Genomic DNA, 15,361 nt, shown 5'->3' with positions numbered 1-15,361 from the left:
AGGGCGGTCTGCTCAGCCACGGCCGTAGGTCTCCTCTGCCTTCCAGAAGTAGATGAATCCGCCCGCGAAGGCCACCAGCGCCCAGCCGGCGGCGAGCGCCCAGACGTGCGGCGGCAGCTGCCCGGCGGTGAAGCTCTCGATGAGCGCGAAGCGCATCAGGTCGATGTAGACGGCCGCCGGGTTGCTCTGCAGGGCCGTGACCACCGCGTCGGGGAGCCGGCCGCTCGCCGCCAGGTGCTGGATGGACCACATGGCACCGGAGACGTACATCCAGGTGCGCAGCAGGAAGGGCATCAGCTGGGCGATGTCCGGGGTGCGGGCGGCCAGGCGTGCCATGACGAGCGCGACGCCGGAGTTGAAGAGCAGCTGGAGGAGCAGCGCGGGCACGGCCAGGAGCCAGCTCCAGCGGGGGAACTCGCCGAAGCAGAAGAGGATCGCGATCAGGACGCAGAGCGAGAGGACGAGCTGCTGGAGCTGCTGGAGCGCGAGAGCGAGGGGGAGGCTCGCGCGGGGGAAGTGCAGGGCTCGGACGAGGCCGAGGTTCCCGCTGATCGCCCGGGTGCCGGTCATGATCGACTGGGAGGTGAAGGTCCAGACGAAGATGCCCGTGATCAGGAACGGGACGTAGTCCGGGATGCCCTCCTGGACGTTCATCAGGACGCCGAAGATCAGGTAGTAGACCGCCGCGTTGAGCAGCGGGGTCATCACCTGCCAGACCTGGCCGAGCTTCGCCTGGCTGTACTGCGCGGTGAGCCGGGCGGTCGCGAACGCCGTGATGAAGTCGCGTCGCGACCAGAGCTGCCGGACGTACGCGGGGAGGGCGGGGCGGGCGCCGCTGACGGACAGGCCGTGGCGCAGGGCGAGTGCGCGCGGGTCCTGGGCGGTGCCTGGGGCGACCGCGGCGTGTGGGGTGGGCTTCGTGAGCGTCTCGGTGGTCACGAGGTCGCTTTCGACGAGAGTGCGGGGCAGGGGCATCGCTGACGATGGAACGGGTCCGTATCGTCGCTACGGGGAGAGTAGGGCGGTCGAGCGTCGCAACGCAACCGTCTCGTCGTGACGTCGTCGTTCGGTGGTGGTTAGGATCGCGTCCATGACGACACCCTCCGGGTCCCCCCGCCGCGCCCCCGCGGGAGCCGCTGTGCTCCGCGAGGACGTCACGGAGGCCATTCGCACGGCCGTCTTCGAGGAGCTGGCCGCTGTGGGGTTCGCCCGCATGTCCATCGAGGGCATCGCGCGCCGCGCGGGCGTCGGCAAGACGGCCGTCTACCGCCGCTGGAAGTCCAAGCTGTCCCTCGTCCTCGACCTCGTCGGCGCCTTCGCCGCGCAGGGCCTGCCGGCGCCCTCGACCGGTTCGCTCCACGGCGACGTCCGCGCGCTTCTGGAGGTGGCCTCGCACGCCCTGCGGCACCCCGTGGCCTCGCAGGTCATCCCGGACCTGCTGGTGGAGGCCGCCCGCCAGCCGGAGATCGCCCAGGCGATCAAGGCGGCCCTGCTCGACGGTCAGCAGGGGGTCGTCGCGCGGATCGTGCGCGAGGCCGTGGGGCGCGGCGAACTGGCCGAGGGCGCGGACCCCGACCGGGCCCTCGACGTGGTCGTCGGGCCGCTCTACTGGCGGCTCGCGGTGGTCCGCGGCGAACTGCCGAAGGGGTATCTGGACGACCTCGCGCGCTCGTCGGTCGCCGCGCTCAGAGCCTGAGCTCCGAGGGCGGTACGGGTACGGAGGCGGGAACGGGTACGGAGGCGCGCCGCCCCCGTACCCGTAACGACTGCGGCGGCAGGGCTACTTCACCGCGCCGGCCATCACACCCGTGACGAACTGCCGCTGGAAGGCGAAGAAGACCGCCAGCGGAATCACCATCGACACGAACGCGCCCGGTGCCAGCACGTCGATGTTGTTCCCGAACTGCCGCACCTGCTGCTGCAGCGCCACCGTGATCGGCGGCGACTCCGAGTCCGCGAAGATCAGCGCGACCAGCATGTCGTTCCAGACCCACAGGAACTGGAAGATGCCGAGCGAGGCGATCGCCGGCCCGCCCAGCGGCAGGACGACCCGCGTGAAGAGCCGGATCTCGCCCGCCCCGTCCAGCCGTGCCGCCTCCAGCAGCTCCTTGGGGATCTCCGCGAAGAAGTTCCGCAGCAGGAAGATCGCGAAGGGCAGCCCGAAGGCGGTGTGGAAGAGGACGACCCCGAGGGTGGTCTCGAAGATGCCGATCGTGCCGAAGAGCTTCGACACGGGTACGAGAGCCACCTGCACCGGGACCACCAGGAGCCCCACGATCACCAGGAACCACCAGTCGCGACCGGGGAAGTCCAGCCAGGCGAAGGCGTATCCGGCGAGCGAGCCGATGACGACCACCAGGACGGTGGCCGGAACGGTGATCAGGACGGTGGACACCAGCGAGCCGGTGATCGTGTCGTTGGCGAGGATCGCGGAGTAGTTCTCCACCGTCAGCTGGGCGGGTGACGTGAAGACCTCCCACCAGCCGCTCTCGCTGATGTCGGAGGGCGAGCGGAGCGAGGACAGCAGCAGGCCGACCGCCGGCATCAGCCAGAACAGACCGACGAGGATGAGGAAGATCCGCATCGCGCCGCCCGCGGCACGGGCGGCGAGCCGTGAGGCCGGACTACTCATCGACGGGCCTCCCTTCGCATCCGGCGGATGTTGAACGCCATCACCGGGATCACCAGGAGCAGCAGCAGGACGGCGATGGCGGAGCCGATCCCGAGATCCGCGTCCGTGCCGAACGACGAGCGGTACAGCTGGAGCGCCAGTACGTTCGCGTCGTCCTGGGCCGAACCCGGCGCGATGATGAAGACCAGGTCGAAGACCTTCAGCACGTTGATCATCAAGGTGACCAGGACGACGGCGAGGACCGGTGCGAGGAGGGGAACCGTGATGCGGCGGAACACCTGCCACTCGTTCGCCCCGTCGACGCGCGCCGCCTCGAGGAGCTCACGGGGCATGCCCGCAAGACCGGCCGCGATCAGGACCATCGCGAACCCGGCCCACATCCACACGTAACTGCCGATGACGGCGGGGGTGACGAGCGAAGGGCCCAGCCACTCCACCCCGTTGTACTGCGCGCGGAAGTTGCTCGCGGGCAGCCGCAGCAGGGAGCCGTCGGCGGCGGCCGGAAGGCTGAACGTGCCGTCGGCGGCCACCGTCGTGGTAGCCACCACCTTCCCGTCCTTCACCGCTTCCACGCGCAGCCCCTTCAGGCCGAGCTCCTTCGGGTCGACGACGTTCGGCTTCCCGCCGCCGCCCCGGGTGAAGTCCAGCCAGGCGGTACCGGTGATCCGGCCCTCCTGGCGGGGCGGATCGACCGCCGGACGGGCGTCCTTCGGCATCTGCGCCGGGGCGACGCCGATCAGCGGAAGCCGCGCGATCTCTCCCGCGCGGACCGGAGTCTCGGTGACGTACGCGCCGCCGCCCGCCGCCGTGAGCGGGTGGACGGGCAGCGGGCGTGCCCGGGGGAAGACGGACGACTCGGCGAAGGTGTCGTGCACGCCGACCCAGACGGCGTTGGCGACCCCCCTGTTCGGATCCTGCTCGTAGACGAGCCGGAAGATGATCCCGGCGGCCAGCATCGAGATCGCCATCGGCATGAAGACGATCAGCTTGAACGCCGTGCCCCAGCGCACCCGTTCGGTGAGTACGGCGAATATCAGGCCGAGCGCGGTGGCGACGGTCGGGGCGAGGACCACCCAGATCGCGTTGTTCTTGACGGCGGTGAGGATGGTGTCGTCCGTGAAGAGCTCGATGTAGTTCGCAAGACCGGCGAAGGAATCGCCGGACTTGTCGAAGAACGAGCGGTGGACGGAGTACCCGATCGGGTAGACGACGAGCGCGCCGAGCAGGACCAGCGCGGGGAGGAGGAACCCCACCGCGACGGTCCTGCGCGTGCCGGTGACCCTGGGCGTGGACGACACGGCGTCAGCTCTTGTACGCCTTGGCCGCGTCGGCCTCCAGCCGCGCCTGGGTCCCCGCGATGTCCTTGGGGTTCTTCAGGAAGTCCTGGAGCGCCTTCCACTCGCCCTTGCCGGGCGTGCCGCCGAAGGACTGCGGCATCTGGTCCGACATGTCGAAGCGGAAGTCGTCCCCGGACTCCATCAGCGCCTTGGCGATCTCGCGCTGCACGTCGTTCGGGTACGCGGCCAGGTCCAGGTTCTTGTTGGGGGAGAGGAAGCCGCCGGCGCCGGCCCAGATCGCGGCCGCGTCCGGGGAGGCGAGGAAGGTCAGCAGCGCCTGGGCGCCCTTCGTGTCCTTCAGGGCCACCGCCGCGTCTCCGGCGGTGACGACCGGGGACTCCGCGCCCACCGCGGGGAACGGGAAGACCTTCGCGTCCGTACCGATCTTCGCGTCGGTCTGCGCGATGTTGACGGCGACGAAGTCGCCCTCGAAGACCATCGCCCCCTTGGGCTGGTCGCCGCCCGTGAAGGTCTGGGTGACCGACGCCGGGAACTCGGTCTGCAGCGCGCCGTCCGCGCCGCCCGCGATCAGGTTCGGCTTGCCGAACAGCTCGGCGAGGGTGGTGAGCGCCTGTGTGACGGACGGGTCCGTCCACTTGATCTCGTGCTTGGCCAGCTGGTCGTACTTCGCCGGGCCGGCCTGGGAGAGGTAGATGTTCTCGAACCAGTCGGTCAGGGTCCAGCCGTCCGCACCGCCGACGGAGACGGGCGTGACGCCGGAGGCCGAGATGGTCTCGGCGGTCGACAGGAACTCCTTCCACGTCTTCGGCTCGGTGGCGCCCGCGTTCTCGAAGGCGGCGTTGTTGTACCAGATCAGCGACTTGTTGGCGGCCTTGAAGTACACGCCGTACTGCTTGCCGTCGACGGCGCCGAGGTCCCGCCAGCCCTTGGAGTAGTTCTTGGCGAGCTGCGCCTCGGCCTCGGGGCCGACGGGCTTGAGCCACTTCTGGGCGGCGGCCTGCTGGATCGCGCCGACCTGCGGAAGCATCGCCACATCGGGCGGGGAACCGCCGGCGATCTTCGTACCGAGGAAGTTCACGATCGGGTCCTGCGCGGGCACGAAGGTGACGGTGGCGCCGGTGCGCTTCTCGAACTCCTTCAGGACCTTGGTGAAGTTCTCCTGCTCCGGGCCCGTCCAGACGGCCGCGACCTGGACCTTCTCGCCCTTGAGGGAGGGCAGGGTCAGCCCGGAGGAACTGCCGGTCGCGGCAGGCGCGCCGGGGTCCTTCTTGCTCTCGCCGCCGCAGCCGGTGAGGGCGAGTGCGGTGACTGTGGTGAGGGCGGTGATCGCCGTTGCGGCCCTGCTTGTACGAAGAGTTGTACGCGTTGTGCGCGTTGTACGCATTACTGCCCCGTCTCTTCTGTGCGCGTGCTCGTCCCGTGCTCGTGCCAGTGACGACAGGTCTACGCCGGGGGATCGGGCCTCGCAATACCGCCTTCCGTGTCGAACGGGGGATCGTGATCGGCTCGTGACGTCGCGTCAGGCGCGCGTCGCGGGGGTGAGGGGTGGCACGGGCGCCGCGTCGACCGAGCGGGCGGCGCGGTCAAGAGCGCTCGCGAGGAGCGCCAGATCGGTCGGGCCGTTGCCCAACTCGCGGACGGGCCGGCGGGTGGGCGGGTCGCCCATCCGCTCCCACTCCAGCGGGACGACGGTCGGCCGCAGGGTCGCCGTGCGCGGGATCCGGCCGGTGACCCGGCCGGACTGGAACGGGGTCACCCGGCCGTCCGGATGCCCGAGCCGCCCGCGGCCGGGCGCGGGTTCGTCGGGACCGGCGGCCACGGGGGCGGGGTCGAGGACGACCCGCAGCCGGGCGCCGTGCGCCAGCTCCGTGTCCGCCGTACGGTCCGGTCGCGACGAGGTCGCGACCAGGTGCACCCCGAGCCGCTCGCCGGACCGCGCCACGGCTTCGAGGGCCCGTACGACGGACCCGGCGGCGGGCCGCCCGGGTGATCCGAGCGCGGGCGCCACGAGCGCGTCGAAGTCGTCGACGAGCACGACGAGCCGGGGGAGGACGACCGTGCCGGCCGCCTCGGCTCGCGTCCGGGGGGCCGCGGGGGCGTACGCGTCCGGCTCCCCACCGGGCCGGGGCACGCGACCGGACGGCCGGTCCCCGAGGTCCTCGGCACCGGTCCCGGCTCGTGGGACGCGCCCGCTCGGGCGGTCCCCGAGATCCTCGGCACCGGTCCCGGCCCGTGGGACCCGCCCGCTCGGGCGGTCGGGGAGATCGCCGTCGCTCCGGCGCGGCAGCCTGCCGCTCGGACGGTCACCGAGATCGTCAGCACCGGCCCGCGGGTCGCGCCCGCCGGTGCGGGTGGTGCGCCCGCTCGGGTGGTACGTGAGGTCCTCGGCGCCCGTGCGGAGGGTGCGGCTGCTGGGTCGGTCGCCGGTGGCGGCGTCGCTGGTGTGGGGCGTCCGGCTGCTCGGGTGGTACGTGTCGTCCTCGGCGCCCGTATGGAGGGTCCGGCCGCTGGGGCGCTCGTCGGTCGTGGCGTCGCCCGTGCGGATGGTCCGGCCGCTCGGGTGGGCCCGCAGGTCGTCGGCGCCCGCTCGCGGGTCGCGTGCGTCGGGGCGGTCGCCCACCGGGCCGTCTCCCGTGCGGAGCGTCCGGCCGCTCGGGCGGTCGGAGAGGCCGCCGTCGCCGGTCCGCGCGGTCCGGCCGCTCGACGCCTCGGACAGGGAGCCGTCCCCCACGCGGGCGTCAGGGACGCGGACCGTCGCCCGGGTCCCGGGCCGCACCGTTTCCGCCGCACTCGGGGGCCGCTGGCCGATCAGGCGTCCCATGGGCCGGCGCTCGGAGAAGTGACCGTCGCCCAGGATCTCCGCGCGACGCTTCAGCTCGGCGCCCAGCGCCTGGGCGAACTCCCGCATCCGGACCGGGTCGGAGGCGACCAGGTGCTCGGTGACGTGAGGCAGCTCCGTACACGCGGCCAGGCCCTCGCCGCGCTCACCGCCCGCGCCGGCGACCAGGAGCAGGCCGAGCCGGTCGGGGCGACCGCCGGCCGCCAGCGACGCGGCGATCGAGCGCAGCAGCTCCGTGCGCCCGCTTCCCGCGGGCCCCTCGATCAGCAGGTGCGGGCCCTCGTCGGTCAGGTCGACCGACACCGGCCCGCGCGGCCCGGCGCCCAGGACGGCCGTCCCCTCCGCGGCAGCGGCCCAGCGGGCCATCAGCGAGGCGGGGGTGGCCCGGGCGAGACCGAGCTCGTCCAGCAGCCGGGCGGACCGGGGCAGCGCCGTCGCCGCCGTGCGGCCGTGCGCGGCGGGGGCGTCGGTGCGCAGCGGAGCCACCGCCCGCGCGAAACGCTCGGCCCAGGCGACGGAGACCGCGTCCACCACGCCGACGGTCCCGTGGCCCGCGGTCCGGCCTCCCGCCGTACGCAGCAGGCGCAGCGCCGTCGCCACGTCGCCGCTCAACAACGCCACGGCCCCGCATTCACGGAAGGCGAGCGAGGCCGCGCAGGCGCTCTCGTAGGTCGCGGCGACCGGGGAGACCGGCGAGGCGGCCGGCGCCTCGGCCAGGCAGAGGAGATGGATGCCCGCGGCCGCCCCCGCGCCGGCGAGCCGCGCGGTCGTCTCGCGCAGCGCCGCGGAACCGGGGTCGCCGTCCACGATCACGACCGTGGCCGGACCCTCGTAACGCGCCGCGGCCTCCGCGACGGCCGTACGGTCGGCGCTCGGCCAGCCGGGCCCGAGCGGCCCGTCGTCCAGCCTGCGGGTGAGCTCGGCCGTACGGGCGTGGGCCTGCTCCCGGTCGTACGCGAGGAGGAGCCGGCAGTCCTGGCCGTGCGCCGGACGCAGATGGGGGAGCCAGCCGAGCCAGCCCCAGGCGCGGCGCCGCTCCTCCAGGGGGCGGCTCCGGTCGGCGCTGATCAGCACGATCTCCAGGTCGGAGGGGGCGTGCAGGGCGGCGAGCTGGGCCACCACGGAGCGGGCGAGACCGGCCAGCCGCTTCCCCGGGCCCGCGAGACCGAGCGATCCGGCCTCGCGGAGACCGACGGTCACGGGCACCGCGGACAGGTCGGCCCGGTCGGTCGTGCCGAGCCGGACGACGAGGGACTCGGGATGGTCCGGGCCCCGCTCCCAGAGCCGCGGGCCCGGGCCGAGGGCGGTGAGCAGCACGGCGGCCGGGTCGGGCCAGGTCTCGGCCGCTTGGGGGTGACCGGCGGTCCGGTCCGTACCGGACGGGCCCGCGGCGCCGGGCTCCGCGCCCGCCTCGGCTCCGGGGACCGGCAGGTCCTCGCGGGGGCCGGCGAGCCGACGGGCCCAGGCCCCGATGCCGCGCTTGGCACGCGGGGGCGTCGCCTGGCGGGAGGTCTGCCGCGTCCTGCTGTGCGCCTCGCCGGAGCCCTCACCGTCCACGGGCTCCGCGGCGCGCGCGTGCGTGGGGGAGGGGGCGCCGCCGTGGGTCGCGTCCGGGGACACGGAGGCGTACGGCCAGGCGTCACGTCCGTGTCCCTGCCCCTGCCCATAGGGGCCGCTGGTCCCGGTGGTGGCACCCGTACCGGCGCCCGTACCCCTCTCCGTACCCGCGGTGCTCATCTCGTACGACCCCGAGCCGGAACCCGACCCGTGAGGGTCCACCCGCAGGTGTCCCTCGCCGTCCGGGGCGGTCGGCAGGGAGTCCGCGTCGCAGTCGCCCGGTCCCGCCAGCCGGAGGGCGGACTCGCCCAGCCGCAGCAGGGCCCCGGGCAGCAGCCGGACGGGGCGGTCGCCGACCGCCGCGCCGTCCAGCGTCGTGCCGTTCGTGGAACCGAGGTCCGCGACCGTGACGCGGCCGTCGTCCCCGACCGTCACCGTGCAGTGCACCCGGGAGACGTCCGGGTCGTCGAGCGGGACGTCCGCGTCCAGGGAGCGGCCGATCCTGATCGGGCCGCCGTGCAGCAGGTGCACCCCGCCCGCGTCCGGCCCCGCGACCACATGGAGCCGGGCCGAGGCGCCCTCGCCGAGGCTCTCGTCCTCGCCGGGGACCTGGAGTGTGAGGACCGCGCCGTCGACGAGCGGGGGCTCACCCAGCGCGCAGCGCCGGGCGTCGAGCCGCTCACGGCCCGCGTAGAGCACGGTCGTGCCCGAGGTGGAGGTGTCCGGGCCGGAGACGGCCGCGGCCAGACCGGAGGCCACGGCGGCCAGCGCCGTCCCCGCCGGGGCGGTGACAAGCACGTCGCAGGCGCGCCCGGCGCCGTGGCCGGCGTGCGGCGCGAGGACGGTCAGCCGGATCTGCATCGCCGTCAGCGGTCCCTTCTGCGCGTGGCGCCGGCAGGGGAACCGCCCTGTCTCTCCCCCCACCCGGCACGGACGCGTCGTCCGGTACAGGTCGGCACGGCGCGGGGGCTCCCGACCCCTCGATACGACGTGCTGTGTGCATCCTCGCACCTGCCACTGACAACCCGCCCGCGGGTCGCCTCCAAGTGATCTTGATTGGTCGGCTGTGGACCTAAAAGTGCCTGGTTGGGTCCGCCTTCCGACGCTCCCGGCAACCGGCGACAGGACAAACGCGTCTTGATTCGGACAGGTCGACAGCCGGAATCAGCCGCCTCATGGTCAACCGTTGACCCGTTCGGCGGCACTAAAGTGGGTCGGACACCGGGACGGGTCACCACTCATGACAGGGACCCCGGGAACCCCAGGACCACGATCAGCAGGGAGCGCGTGACGTGCGGCCAATCGGCAGCAAGTACCTGCTCGAGGAGCCGCTCGGACGCGGCGCCACGGGCACCGTCTGGCGAGCCCGCCAGCGAGAGACGGCCGGCGCCGAGGCGGCCGTGCCGGGCCAGCCCGGCGAGACCGTGGCGATCAAGGTCCTGAAGGAGGAGCTGGCCAACGACGCGGACATCGTGATGCGCTTCCTGCGCGAGCGGTCCGTGCTGCTCCGGCTCACCCACCCCAACATCGTGCGCACCCGCGACCTGGTCGTCGAGGGCGATGTCCTCGCCCTGGTCATGGACCTCGTCGAGGGCCCGGACCTGCACCGCTACATCCGCGAGAACGGCCCGCTCACCCCGGTCGCCGCCGCCCTGCTCACCGCGCAGATCGCCGACGCGCTCGCCGCGAGCCACGCCGACGGCGTGGTCCACCGCGACCTCAAGCCCGCCAACGTCCTGCTCGCCGAGCGCGACGGCCAGATGCACCCGATGCTCACGGACTTCGGCATCGCGCGCCTCGCGGACTCCCCCGGCCTGACCCGTACGCACGAGTTCGTCGGCACGCCCGCGTACGTCGCGCCGGAGTCCGCCGAGGGCCGCCCCCAGACCTCCGCCGTCGACATCTACGGCGCGGGCATCCTGCTCTACGAGCTGGTCACGGGCCGCCCTCCATTCGCCGGCGGCTCGGCCCTGGAGGTCCTGCACCGGCACCTCAGCGAGGAGCCGCGCCGTCCCTCGACCGTTCCCGGCCCGCTGTGGACGGTCATAGAGCGCTGCCTCAGCAAGAACCCGGACCACCGGCCCAGCGCCGAGAACCTGGCCCGCGGACTGCGCGCGGTCGCCGCGGGCATCGGCGTGCACTCCACGCCCGCCCAGATCGAGGCGGCCGACGGCGTCGGCGCGCTGCTCGCCCCCGACCCGGCGCCGGCACCGGTCCCGGAGACGCCGGGCGCCGCCGACCCGACCCAGGTGCTGCCCAGCGGTGCGGGCGCCCCGTCCCCGTACGACCCCGCCGCCGCGACCAGCGTCATGCCGACCAGCGGCCCGGCGGGCGGCGGCGCCGACCCGACCGCGGTCATGCCTCCCGTACCGCCGCAGCCGCCGCAGGGCGCCCCGGGCGAGGACCCGCACCCCTGGCAGAACCAGCTGCGCGCGGCGCGCGACCGCAACGAGCAGACGCAGGTGCAGTACCTGGACCCGAGCCAGGACCCGCTGCGCCGCCGTCCGCAGCGTCAGCCGCAGCCGCCGCAGCATCAGCCACAGCCGTACCAGCAGCAGCCCCAGCGGCCGCCGCAGCGCCAGCAGTACGCCCCGCAGCCGCAACAGCAGCAGTACGCGCCGCAACAGCAGCAGTACGCGCCCCCGCAGCCGCCGCCCCAGGCCCCGGCCCCGCGCGAGCCGCGGCCGCCGCGGCAGCGCAGCGCCAACCCGATGCGGATCCCGGGCCTGGGCTGTCTGAAGGGCTGCCTCTTCACGATCGTGCTGTTCGTCGTCGCGGGCTGGCTCATCTGGGAGCTGACCCCGCTCCAGGACTGGGTGGCCCAGGGCAAGGGCTACTGGCAGGCCATCGGCGACGGCATCACGTCCGTCACCGACTGGATCTCCGAGCTGACGAGCTCCGAAAGCGGCACGACGAGCGGCACGACGAGTGGTACTACCGGCGGTACGGGGCAGTAACACTGCCGATTTATCGACTTCCGAGGGGTGATTTCCCCTCGGAAGTGACGACCAGCGGCTGGGGACGCGTAACTTTGTCGCGACCGCCAGCCGCTGAGGGAGCAGTCTTGGCACGGAATATCGGCAGCCGCTACACGGCCCACCAGATCCTCGGTCGGGGCAGCGCCGGCACGGTGTGGCTCGGCGAGGGCCCCGAGGGCCCCGTCGCCATCAAACTGCTGCGCGAGGACCTGGCGTCGGACCAGGAGCTCGTCGGACGCTTCGTCCAGGAGCGCACCGCCCTGCTCGGTCTCGACCACCCCCGGGTGGTCGCCGTCCGCGACCTCGTCGTCGACGGCAACGACCTCGCGCTCGTCATGGATCTGGTCCGCGGCACCGACCTGCGCACCCGCCTCGACCGGGAGCGCAGGCTCGCCCCCGAGGCGGCCGTCGCGATCATCGCCGACGTCGCCGACGGCCTCGCCGCCGCGCACGCCGCCGGGGTCGTCCACCGCGACGTCAAGCCCGAGAACATCCTGCTCGACATGGAGGGCCCGCTCGGCCCCGGCGGGGCCCACCCGGCACTCCTCACCGACTTCGGCGTCGCCAAGCTCATCGACACCCCCGGCCGCACCAAGGCGACCCGGATCATCGGCACGCCCGACTACCTGGCCCCCGAGATCGTCGAGGGCCTGCCCCCGCGCGCGGCCGTCGACATCTACGCCCTCGCGACCGTCCTCTACGAGCTCCTGGCCGGCTTCACGCCCTTCGGCGGCGGCCACCCCGGCGCCGTGCTGCGCCGCCACGTCACCGAGACGGTCGTCCCGCTGCCCGGCATCCCCGAGGAGCTGTGGCAGCTGATCGTCCAGTGCCTGGCCAAGGCCCCCGCCTCGCGGCTGCGCGCCTCGGAGCTGGGCGGCCGGCTGCGGGAGTGCCTGCCGCTGCTGGCCGGGCTGCCGCCGCTGGACGTGGACGAGCCGGACGACGCGGACCAGCAGACGGAGACGTACGAGGAGGAGTCCTACGCGAGCCGTTCCGGCCACGGCCATGGCTCGGGCCACGGCTCGGGCTCCGGCCACGGCTCGGCTTCGGGCGAGGGGGCGCCGCGCCGGGCCGCCGTCCCGCTGGTCCCGGGCGCCTCGCCCGACTCCAACCGGGACACCCACACCTCCATGCGCGTCCCTGCCCCCGACGAGCTCGCCGGCGGCCCCCTGGGCACCGCCCGGGCCCCCCGCCCGGCCGGCGCCCGGCGCCCCGGCTCGGCGCGCCACAAGGCGGAGGCGGTCCGCAAGCGCCGTATCACCCTCTCCATCGCGGCCGTCGCGCTTCTCGGCGGTCTGGGGGTGGGCGGGTACCTGGCGACCGCCGGGGACTCCGACGTACCGCCGCAGGACTCCAAGCAGTCCACGCAGCCGTGAGGCGTGCGAGGACCTGGCGGAGGACCTGGCATTTGCGGGGAGCCGTTACGCTGGACGCGTGGCAGTCGTCGATGTATCCGAAGAGCTGAAGTCCCTCTCCTCGACCATGGGGTCGATCGAGGCCGTCCTGGACCTCGAAAAGATGAGGGCTGACATCGCCGTGCTCGAAGAGCAGGCCGCGGCCCCGTCCCTCTGGGACGACCCGGAGGCGGCGCAGAAGATCACCAGCAAGCTTTCGCACCTCCAGGCCGAGGTCCGCAAGGCGGAGGCGCTGCGGAGCCGGATCGACGACCTGGCGGTGCTCTTCGAGCTCGCCGAGGAGATGGACGACTCGGACACCCGCGCCGAGGCCGAGGCGGAGCTCGTCACCGTCCGAAAGGCGCTGGACGAGATGGAAGTCCGTACGCTCCTCTCCGGCGAGTACGACGAGCGTGAGGCGCTGGTCAACATCCGCGCCGAGGCGGGCGGCGTCGACGCCGCCGACTTCGCCGAGCAGCTTCAGCGCATGTACCTGCGCTGGGCCGAGCGGCACGGCTACGGCACGGAGGTCTACGAGACCTCGTACGCCGAAGAGGCCGGCATCAAGTCGACCACCTTCGTGGTCAAGGCTCCGTACGCCTACGGCACGCTCTCGGTCGAGCAGGGCACGCACCGCCTGGTGCGCATCTCCCCCTTCGACAACCAGGGCCGCCGCCAGACGTCGTTCGCGGGCGTCGAGATCCTCCCGGTCGTCGAGTCCTCCGACCACGTCGAGATCGACGAGTCCGAGCTGCGCGTGGACGTCTACCGCGCGTCGGGCCCGGGTGGACAGGGCGTCAACACGACCGACTCTGCCGTGCGCATCACGCACCTCCCGACCGGCATCGTGGTCTCCTGCCAGAACGAGCGCTCCCAGATCCAGAACAAGGCGAGCGCCATGAACGTCCTCCAGGCGAAGCTGCTGGAGCGTCAGCGCCAGGAGGAGCGGGCCAAGATGGACGCCCTGAAGGGCGACGGCGGCAGCTCCTGGGGCAACCAGATGCGCTCGTACGTCCTCCACCCGTACCAGATGGTCAAGGACCTCCGTACGGACTTCGAGGTGGGCAACCCGCAGGCGGTCCTGGACGGCGAGATCGACGGCTTCCTGGAGGCGGGCATCCGCTGGCGCAAGCAGGGCGAGAAGTAACGGACTTCGGTCCTCCCACGGTTCGACGACGCCGGGCTCCTCTCACCTTCGGGTGCGGGGGCCCGGCGTTCTTCGTGAGCGGTGGCGAGGAATTGACGGGGAGTCGGGCGGCCCTGCTGGATTCGCGGGCGCAAGCGGAATCGGGCTTGTCGGGGCGCTTTGTCGACAAGGGAACTGGCGTAGCGGGACCGGAACTTCCGCGTTTACGTCACAGTTGCATCCCCGCATGGCGGGCAACTGGTGATCTTTCGGGCATCGCGCGCGCAACGACCTTGACGCGTATGCGGAAACTCGCAAGGGTGGCGCATGGCATGCGTATCTCTGGGGCGCGTGTGAACGGGGGCCGGGTCAGTTCAAGCACGACCGCTCCCCAGTGTCCGTGCCCCTGAGCGCTGCTCCACTGACGAGATTGAGCTACTGGGGGTAGCAGCCAGATGACCAAGAAGACGCGCGTTCGTATCGCGCGCATAACCGCCGGTGCCGTGATCGCCGCGGGTGCGTCCCTCACCGCGGCCGGTGCCGCGCAGGCCGTGGGTGTCGAGATCGGCCTCAGCGCCGAGGTGACGGTGGACGATCCGCCGTGCTCCGTCGACCCCCTGGGGTGCACCCCGGAGACGACGCCGCCGCCGGTCACCACGCCGCCGCCGGTCACGACGCCGCCCGTGACGACGCCGCCGCCGGTCACCACGCCGCCGGTGACGACGCCGCCCGTGACGACGCCGCCGGTCACCACGCCGCCGGTGACGACGCCGCCCGTGACGACCCCTCCGGTCACCACGCCGCCCAAGCCCACCGAGCCGACGAAGCCGGGGGAGACCCCCGCGCCGACCACGCCGGGTGACGACTCCACCGACGGTGGCGGCAACACCTGCACCGTCGACCTCGACGGCGCCGAGTGCGTCGACAACAACCCGGGCCCGAACAACGCCGGCTCGCAGCCCGTCGAGCAGGGCAAGGCCAAGGAGGAGCTGGCCGAGACCGGTGCCGCCGAGACCTCGTTCCTGATCATCGGTGCCGCCACGATGATCGCCGGTGGCATCGGCTTCCGGATGCTCCCGCGTCTCGTCGCCGGTGGTCGTACCGCCGTCTGAGACAGCTGAGGCACGCGGAGAGGGCCGGGGGAGCACCCCCGGCCCTCTCTCGTGTCCGGCCCTTCGCGGAAGTCCTACGCGGTCTGCAGCGCCGCGAGCAGCGCCACCATCGCCACCAGGGCGATCACCAGTGTCAGCAGCGTCGCCGGGGTCAGGCCCGTCGACGGGTCGAGGCGATTCCGGGTCGCGCGGCAGACGCGGCAGCGGCCCTCTGCGACGGGGGCCGCGCAGTTGGCGCACACCAATCGGTCGTAGGTCATGCGCTCTCCTCTCCCGCGGGGGGTCCACACGGGTCCATACCGAGGACAACGCCCGGCCGTACCCGAGCGTTCCCCTACCACTGTGCCAGCTCTCGGGCGTTTCGGCGCGCCCCGCCGGATTACACCCGGATCGCATCCGTTCCATCCGGAGGGGCGAAAAGGATA

General features: G+C 73.0%; 11 protein-coding genes. 5 read left to right on the top strand and 6 right to left on the bottom strand.

Annotated elements, in window-relative coordinates:
• Positions 1-12: 12 nt before the first annotated feature.
• Positions 13-975, bottom strand: a complete 963-nt coding sequence (locus tag ACFYV5_RS22360) for an ABC transporter permease (protein WP_389171042.1) — start codon at positions 973-975, stop codon at positions 13-15.
• Positions 976-1,090: 115 nt separating this feature from the next.
• On the opposite strand from ACFYV5_RS22360, the gene ACFYV5_RS22355 reads away from it, so the two are divergent.
• Complete coding sequence (locus tag ACFYV5_RS22355) at positions 1,091-1,696, top strand: TetR/AcrR family transcriptional regulator (protein ID WP_389171039.1); 606 nt, start codon at positions 1,091-1,093, stop codon at positions 1,694-1,696.
• An 84-nt stretch (positions 1,697-1,780) separates the two neighbouring features.
• Here ACFYV5_RS22355 and ACFYV5_RS22350 read toward each other — a convergent pair whose 3' ends face one another.
• The 4 genes from ACFYV5_RS22350 to ACFYV5_RS22335 all read right to left on the bottom strand — a co-directional run bounded on the left by ACFYV5_RS22350 (position 1,781) and on the right by ACFYV5_RS22335 (position 9,187).
• A complete protein-coding gene (locus tag ACFYV5_RS22350) occupies positions 1,781-2,632 on the bottom strand; it encodes a carbohydrate ABC transporter permease (protein ID WP_355112533.1) in 852 nt (283 codons plus the stop codon).
• A complete protein-coding gene (locus tag ACFYV5_RS22345) occupies positions 2,629-3,930 on the bottom strand; it encodes a carbohydrate ABC transporter permease (RefSeq protein WP_389171036.1) in 1,302 nt (433 codons plus the stop codon). The genes ACFYV5_RS22350 and ACFYV5_RS22345 overlap by 4 nt, the downstream gene beginning before the upstream one ends.
• 4 nt (positions 3,931-3,934) lie before the next feature.
• The gene (locus ACFYV5_RS22340; protein ID WP_355112529.1) at positions 3,935-5,314 is read right to left on the bottom strand and encodes an ABC transporter substrate-binding protein; all 1,380 of its coding nucleotides are present in this window, start codon (positions 5,312-5,314) and stop codon (positions 3,935-3,937) included.
• 135 nt (positions 5,315-5,449) lie between these two features.
• Positions 5,450-9,187, bottom strand: coding sequence for an FHA domain-containing protein (locus ACFYV5_RS22335; protein ID WP_389171032.1), 3,738 nt, complete (start codon positions 9,185-9,187; stop codon positions 5,450-5,452).
• Positions 9,188-9,618: 431 nt separating this feature from the next.
• On the opposite strand from ACFYV5_RS22335, the gene ACFYV5_RS22330 reads away from it, so the two are divergent.
• The 4 genes from ACFYV5_RS22330 to ACFYV5_RS22315 all read left to right on the top strand — a co-directional run bounded on the left by ACFYV5_RS22330 (position 9,619) and on the right by ACFYV5_RS22315 (position 14,936).
• Positions 9,619-11,283: a serine/threonine-protein kinase gene (locus tag ACFYV5_RS22330; protein WP_389171030.1), complete on the top strand. Its 1,665-nt coding sequence runs from the start codon at positions 9,619-9,621 to the stop codon at positions 11,281-11,283.
• A 107-nt stretch (positions 11,284-11,390) separates the two neighbouring features.
• Complete coding sequence (locus ACFYV5_RS22325) at positions 11,391-12,680, top strand: serine/threonine-protein kinase (RefSeq protein ID WP_355112523.1); 1,290 nt, start codon at positions 11,391-11,393, stop codon at positions 12,678-12,680.
• Positions 12,681-12,738: 58 nt separating this feature from the next.
• On the top strand, positions 12,739-13,845 hold the full coding sequence (prfB, locus tag ACFYV5_RS22320) for a peptide chain release factor 2 (RefSeq protein WP_355112521.1): 1,107 nt from the start codon (positions 12,739-12,741) through the stop codon (positions 13,843-13,845).
• A gap of 434 nt (positions 13,846-14,279) precedes the next feature.
• Positions 14,280-14,936 carry an LPXTG cell wall anchor domain-containing protein gene (locus tag ACFYV5_RS22315; protein WP_389171027.1) on the top strand — a complete coding sequence of 219 codons (657 nt, stop codon included), beginning with the start codon at positions 14,280-14,282 and terminating at the stop codon, positions 14,934-14,936.
• Positions 14,937-15,010: 74 nt separating this feature from the next.
• On the opposite strand, the gene ACFYV5_RS22310 is transcribed toward ACFYV5_RS22315, so the two are convergent.
• Positions 15,011-15,196, bottom strand: coding sequence for a hypothetical protein (locus ACFYV5_RS22310; RefSeq protein ID WP_355112518.1), 186 nt, complete (start codon positions 15,194-15,196; stop codon positions 15,011-15,013).
• Positions 15,197-15,361 lie beyond the last annotated feature (165 nt).

The sequence above is a fragment of the Streptomyces sp. NPDC003035 genome (assembly GCF_042888285.1).
In the GTDB taxonomy this organism is placed as follows: domain Bacteria; phylum Actinomycetota; class Actinomycetes; order Streptomycetales; family Streptomycetaceae; genus Streptomyces.
Note: the sequence above shows the minus strand (reverse complement) of the source record. Positions and strands in the feature narration are given on the sequence as shown.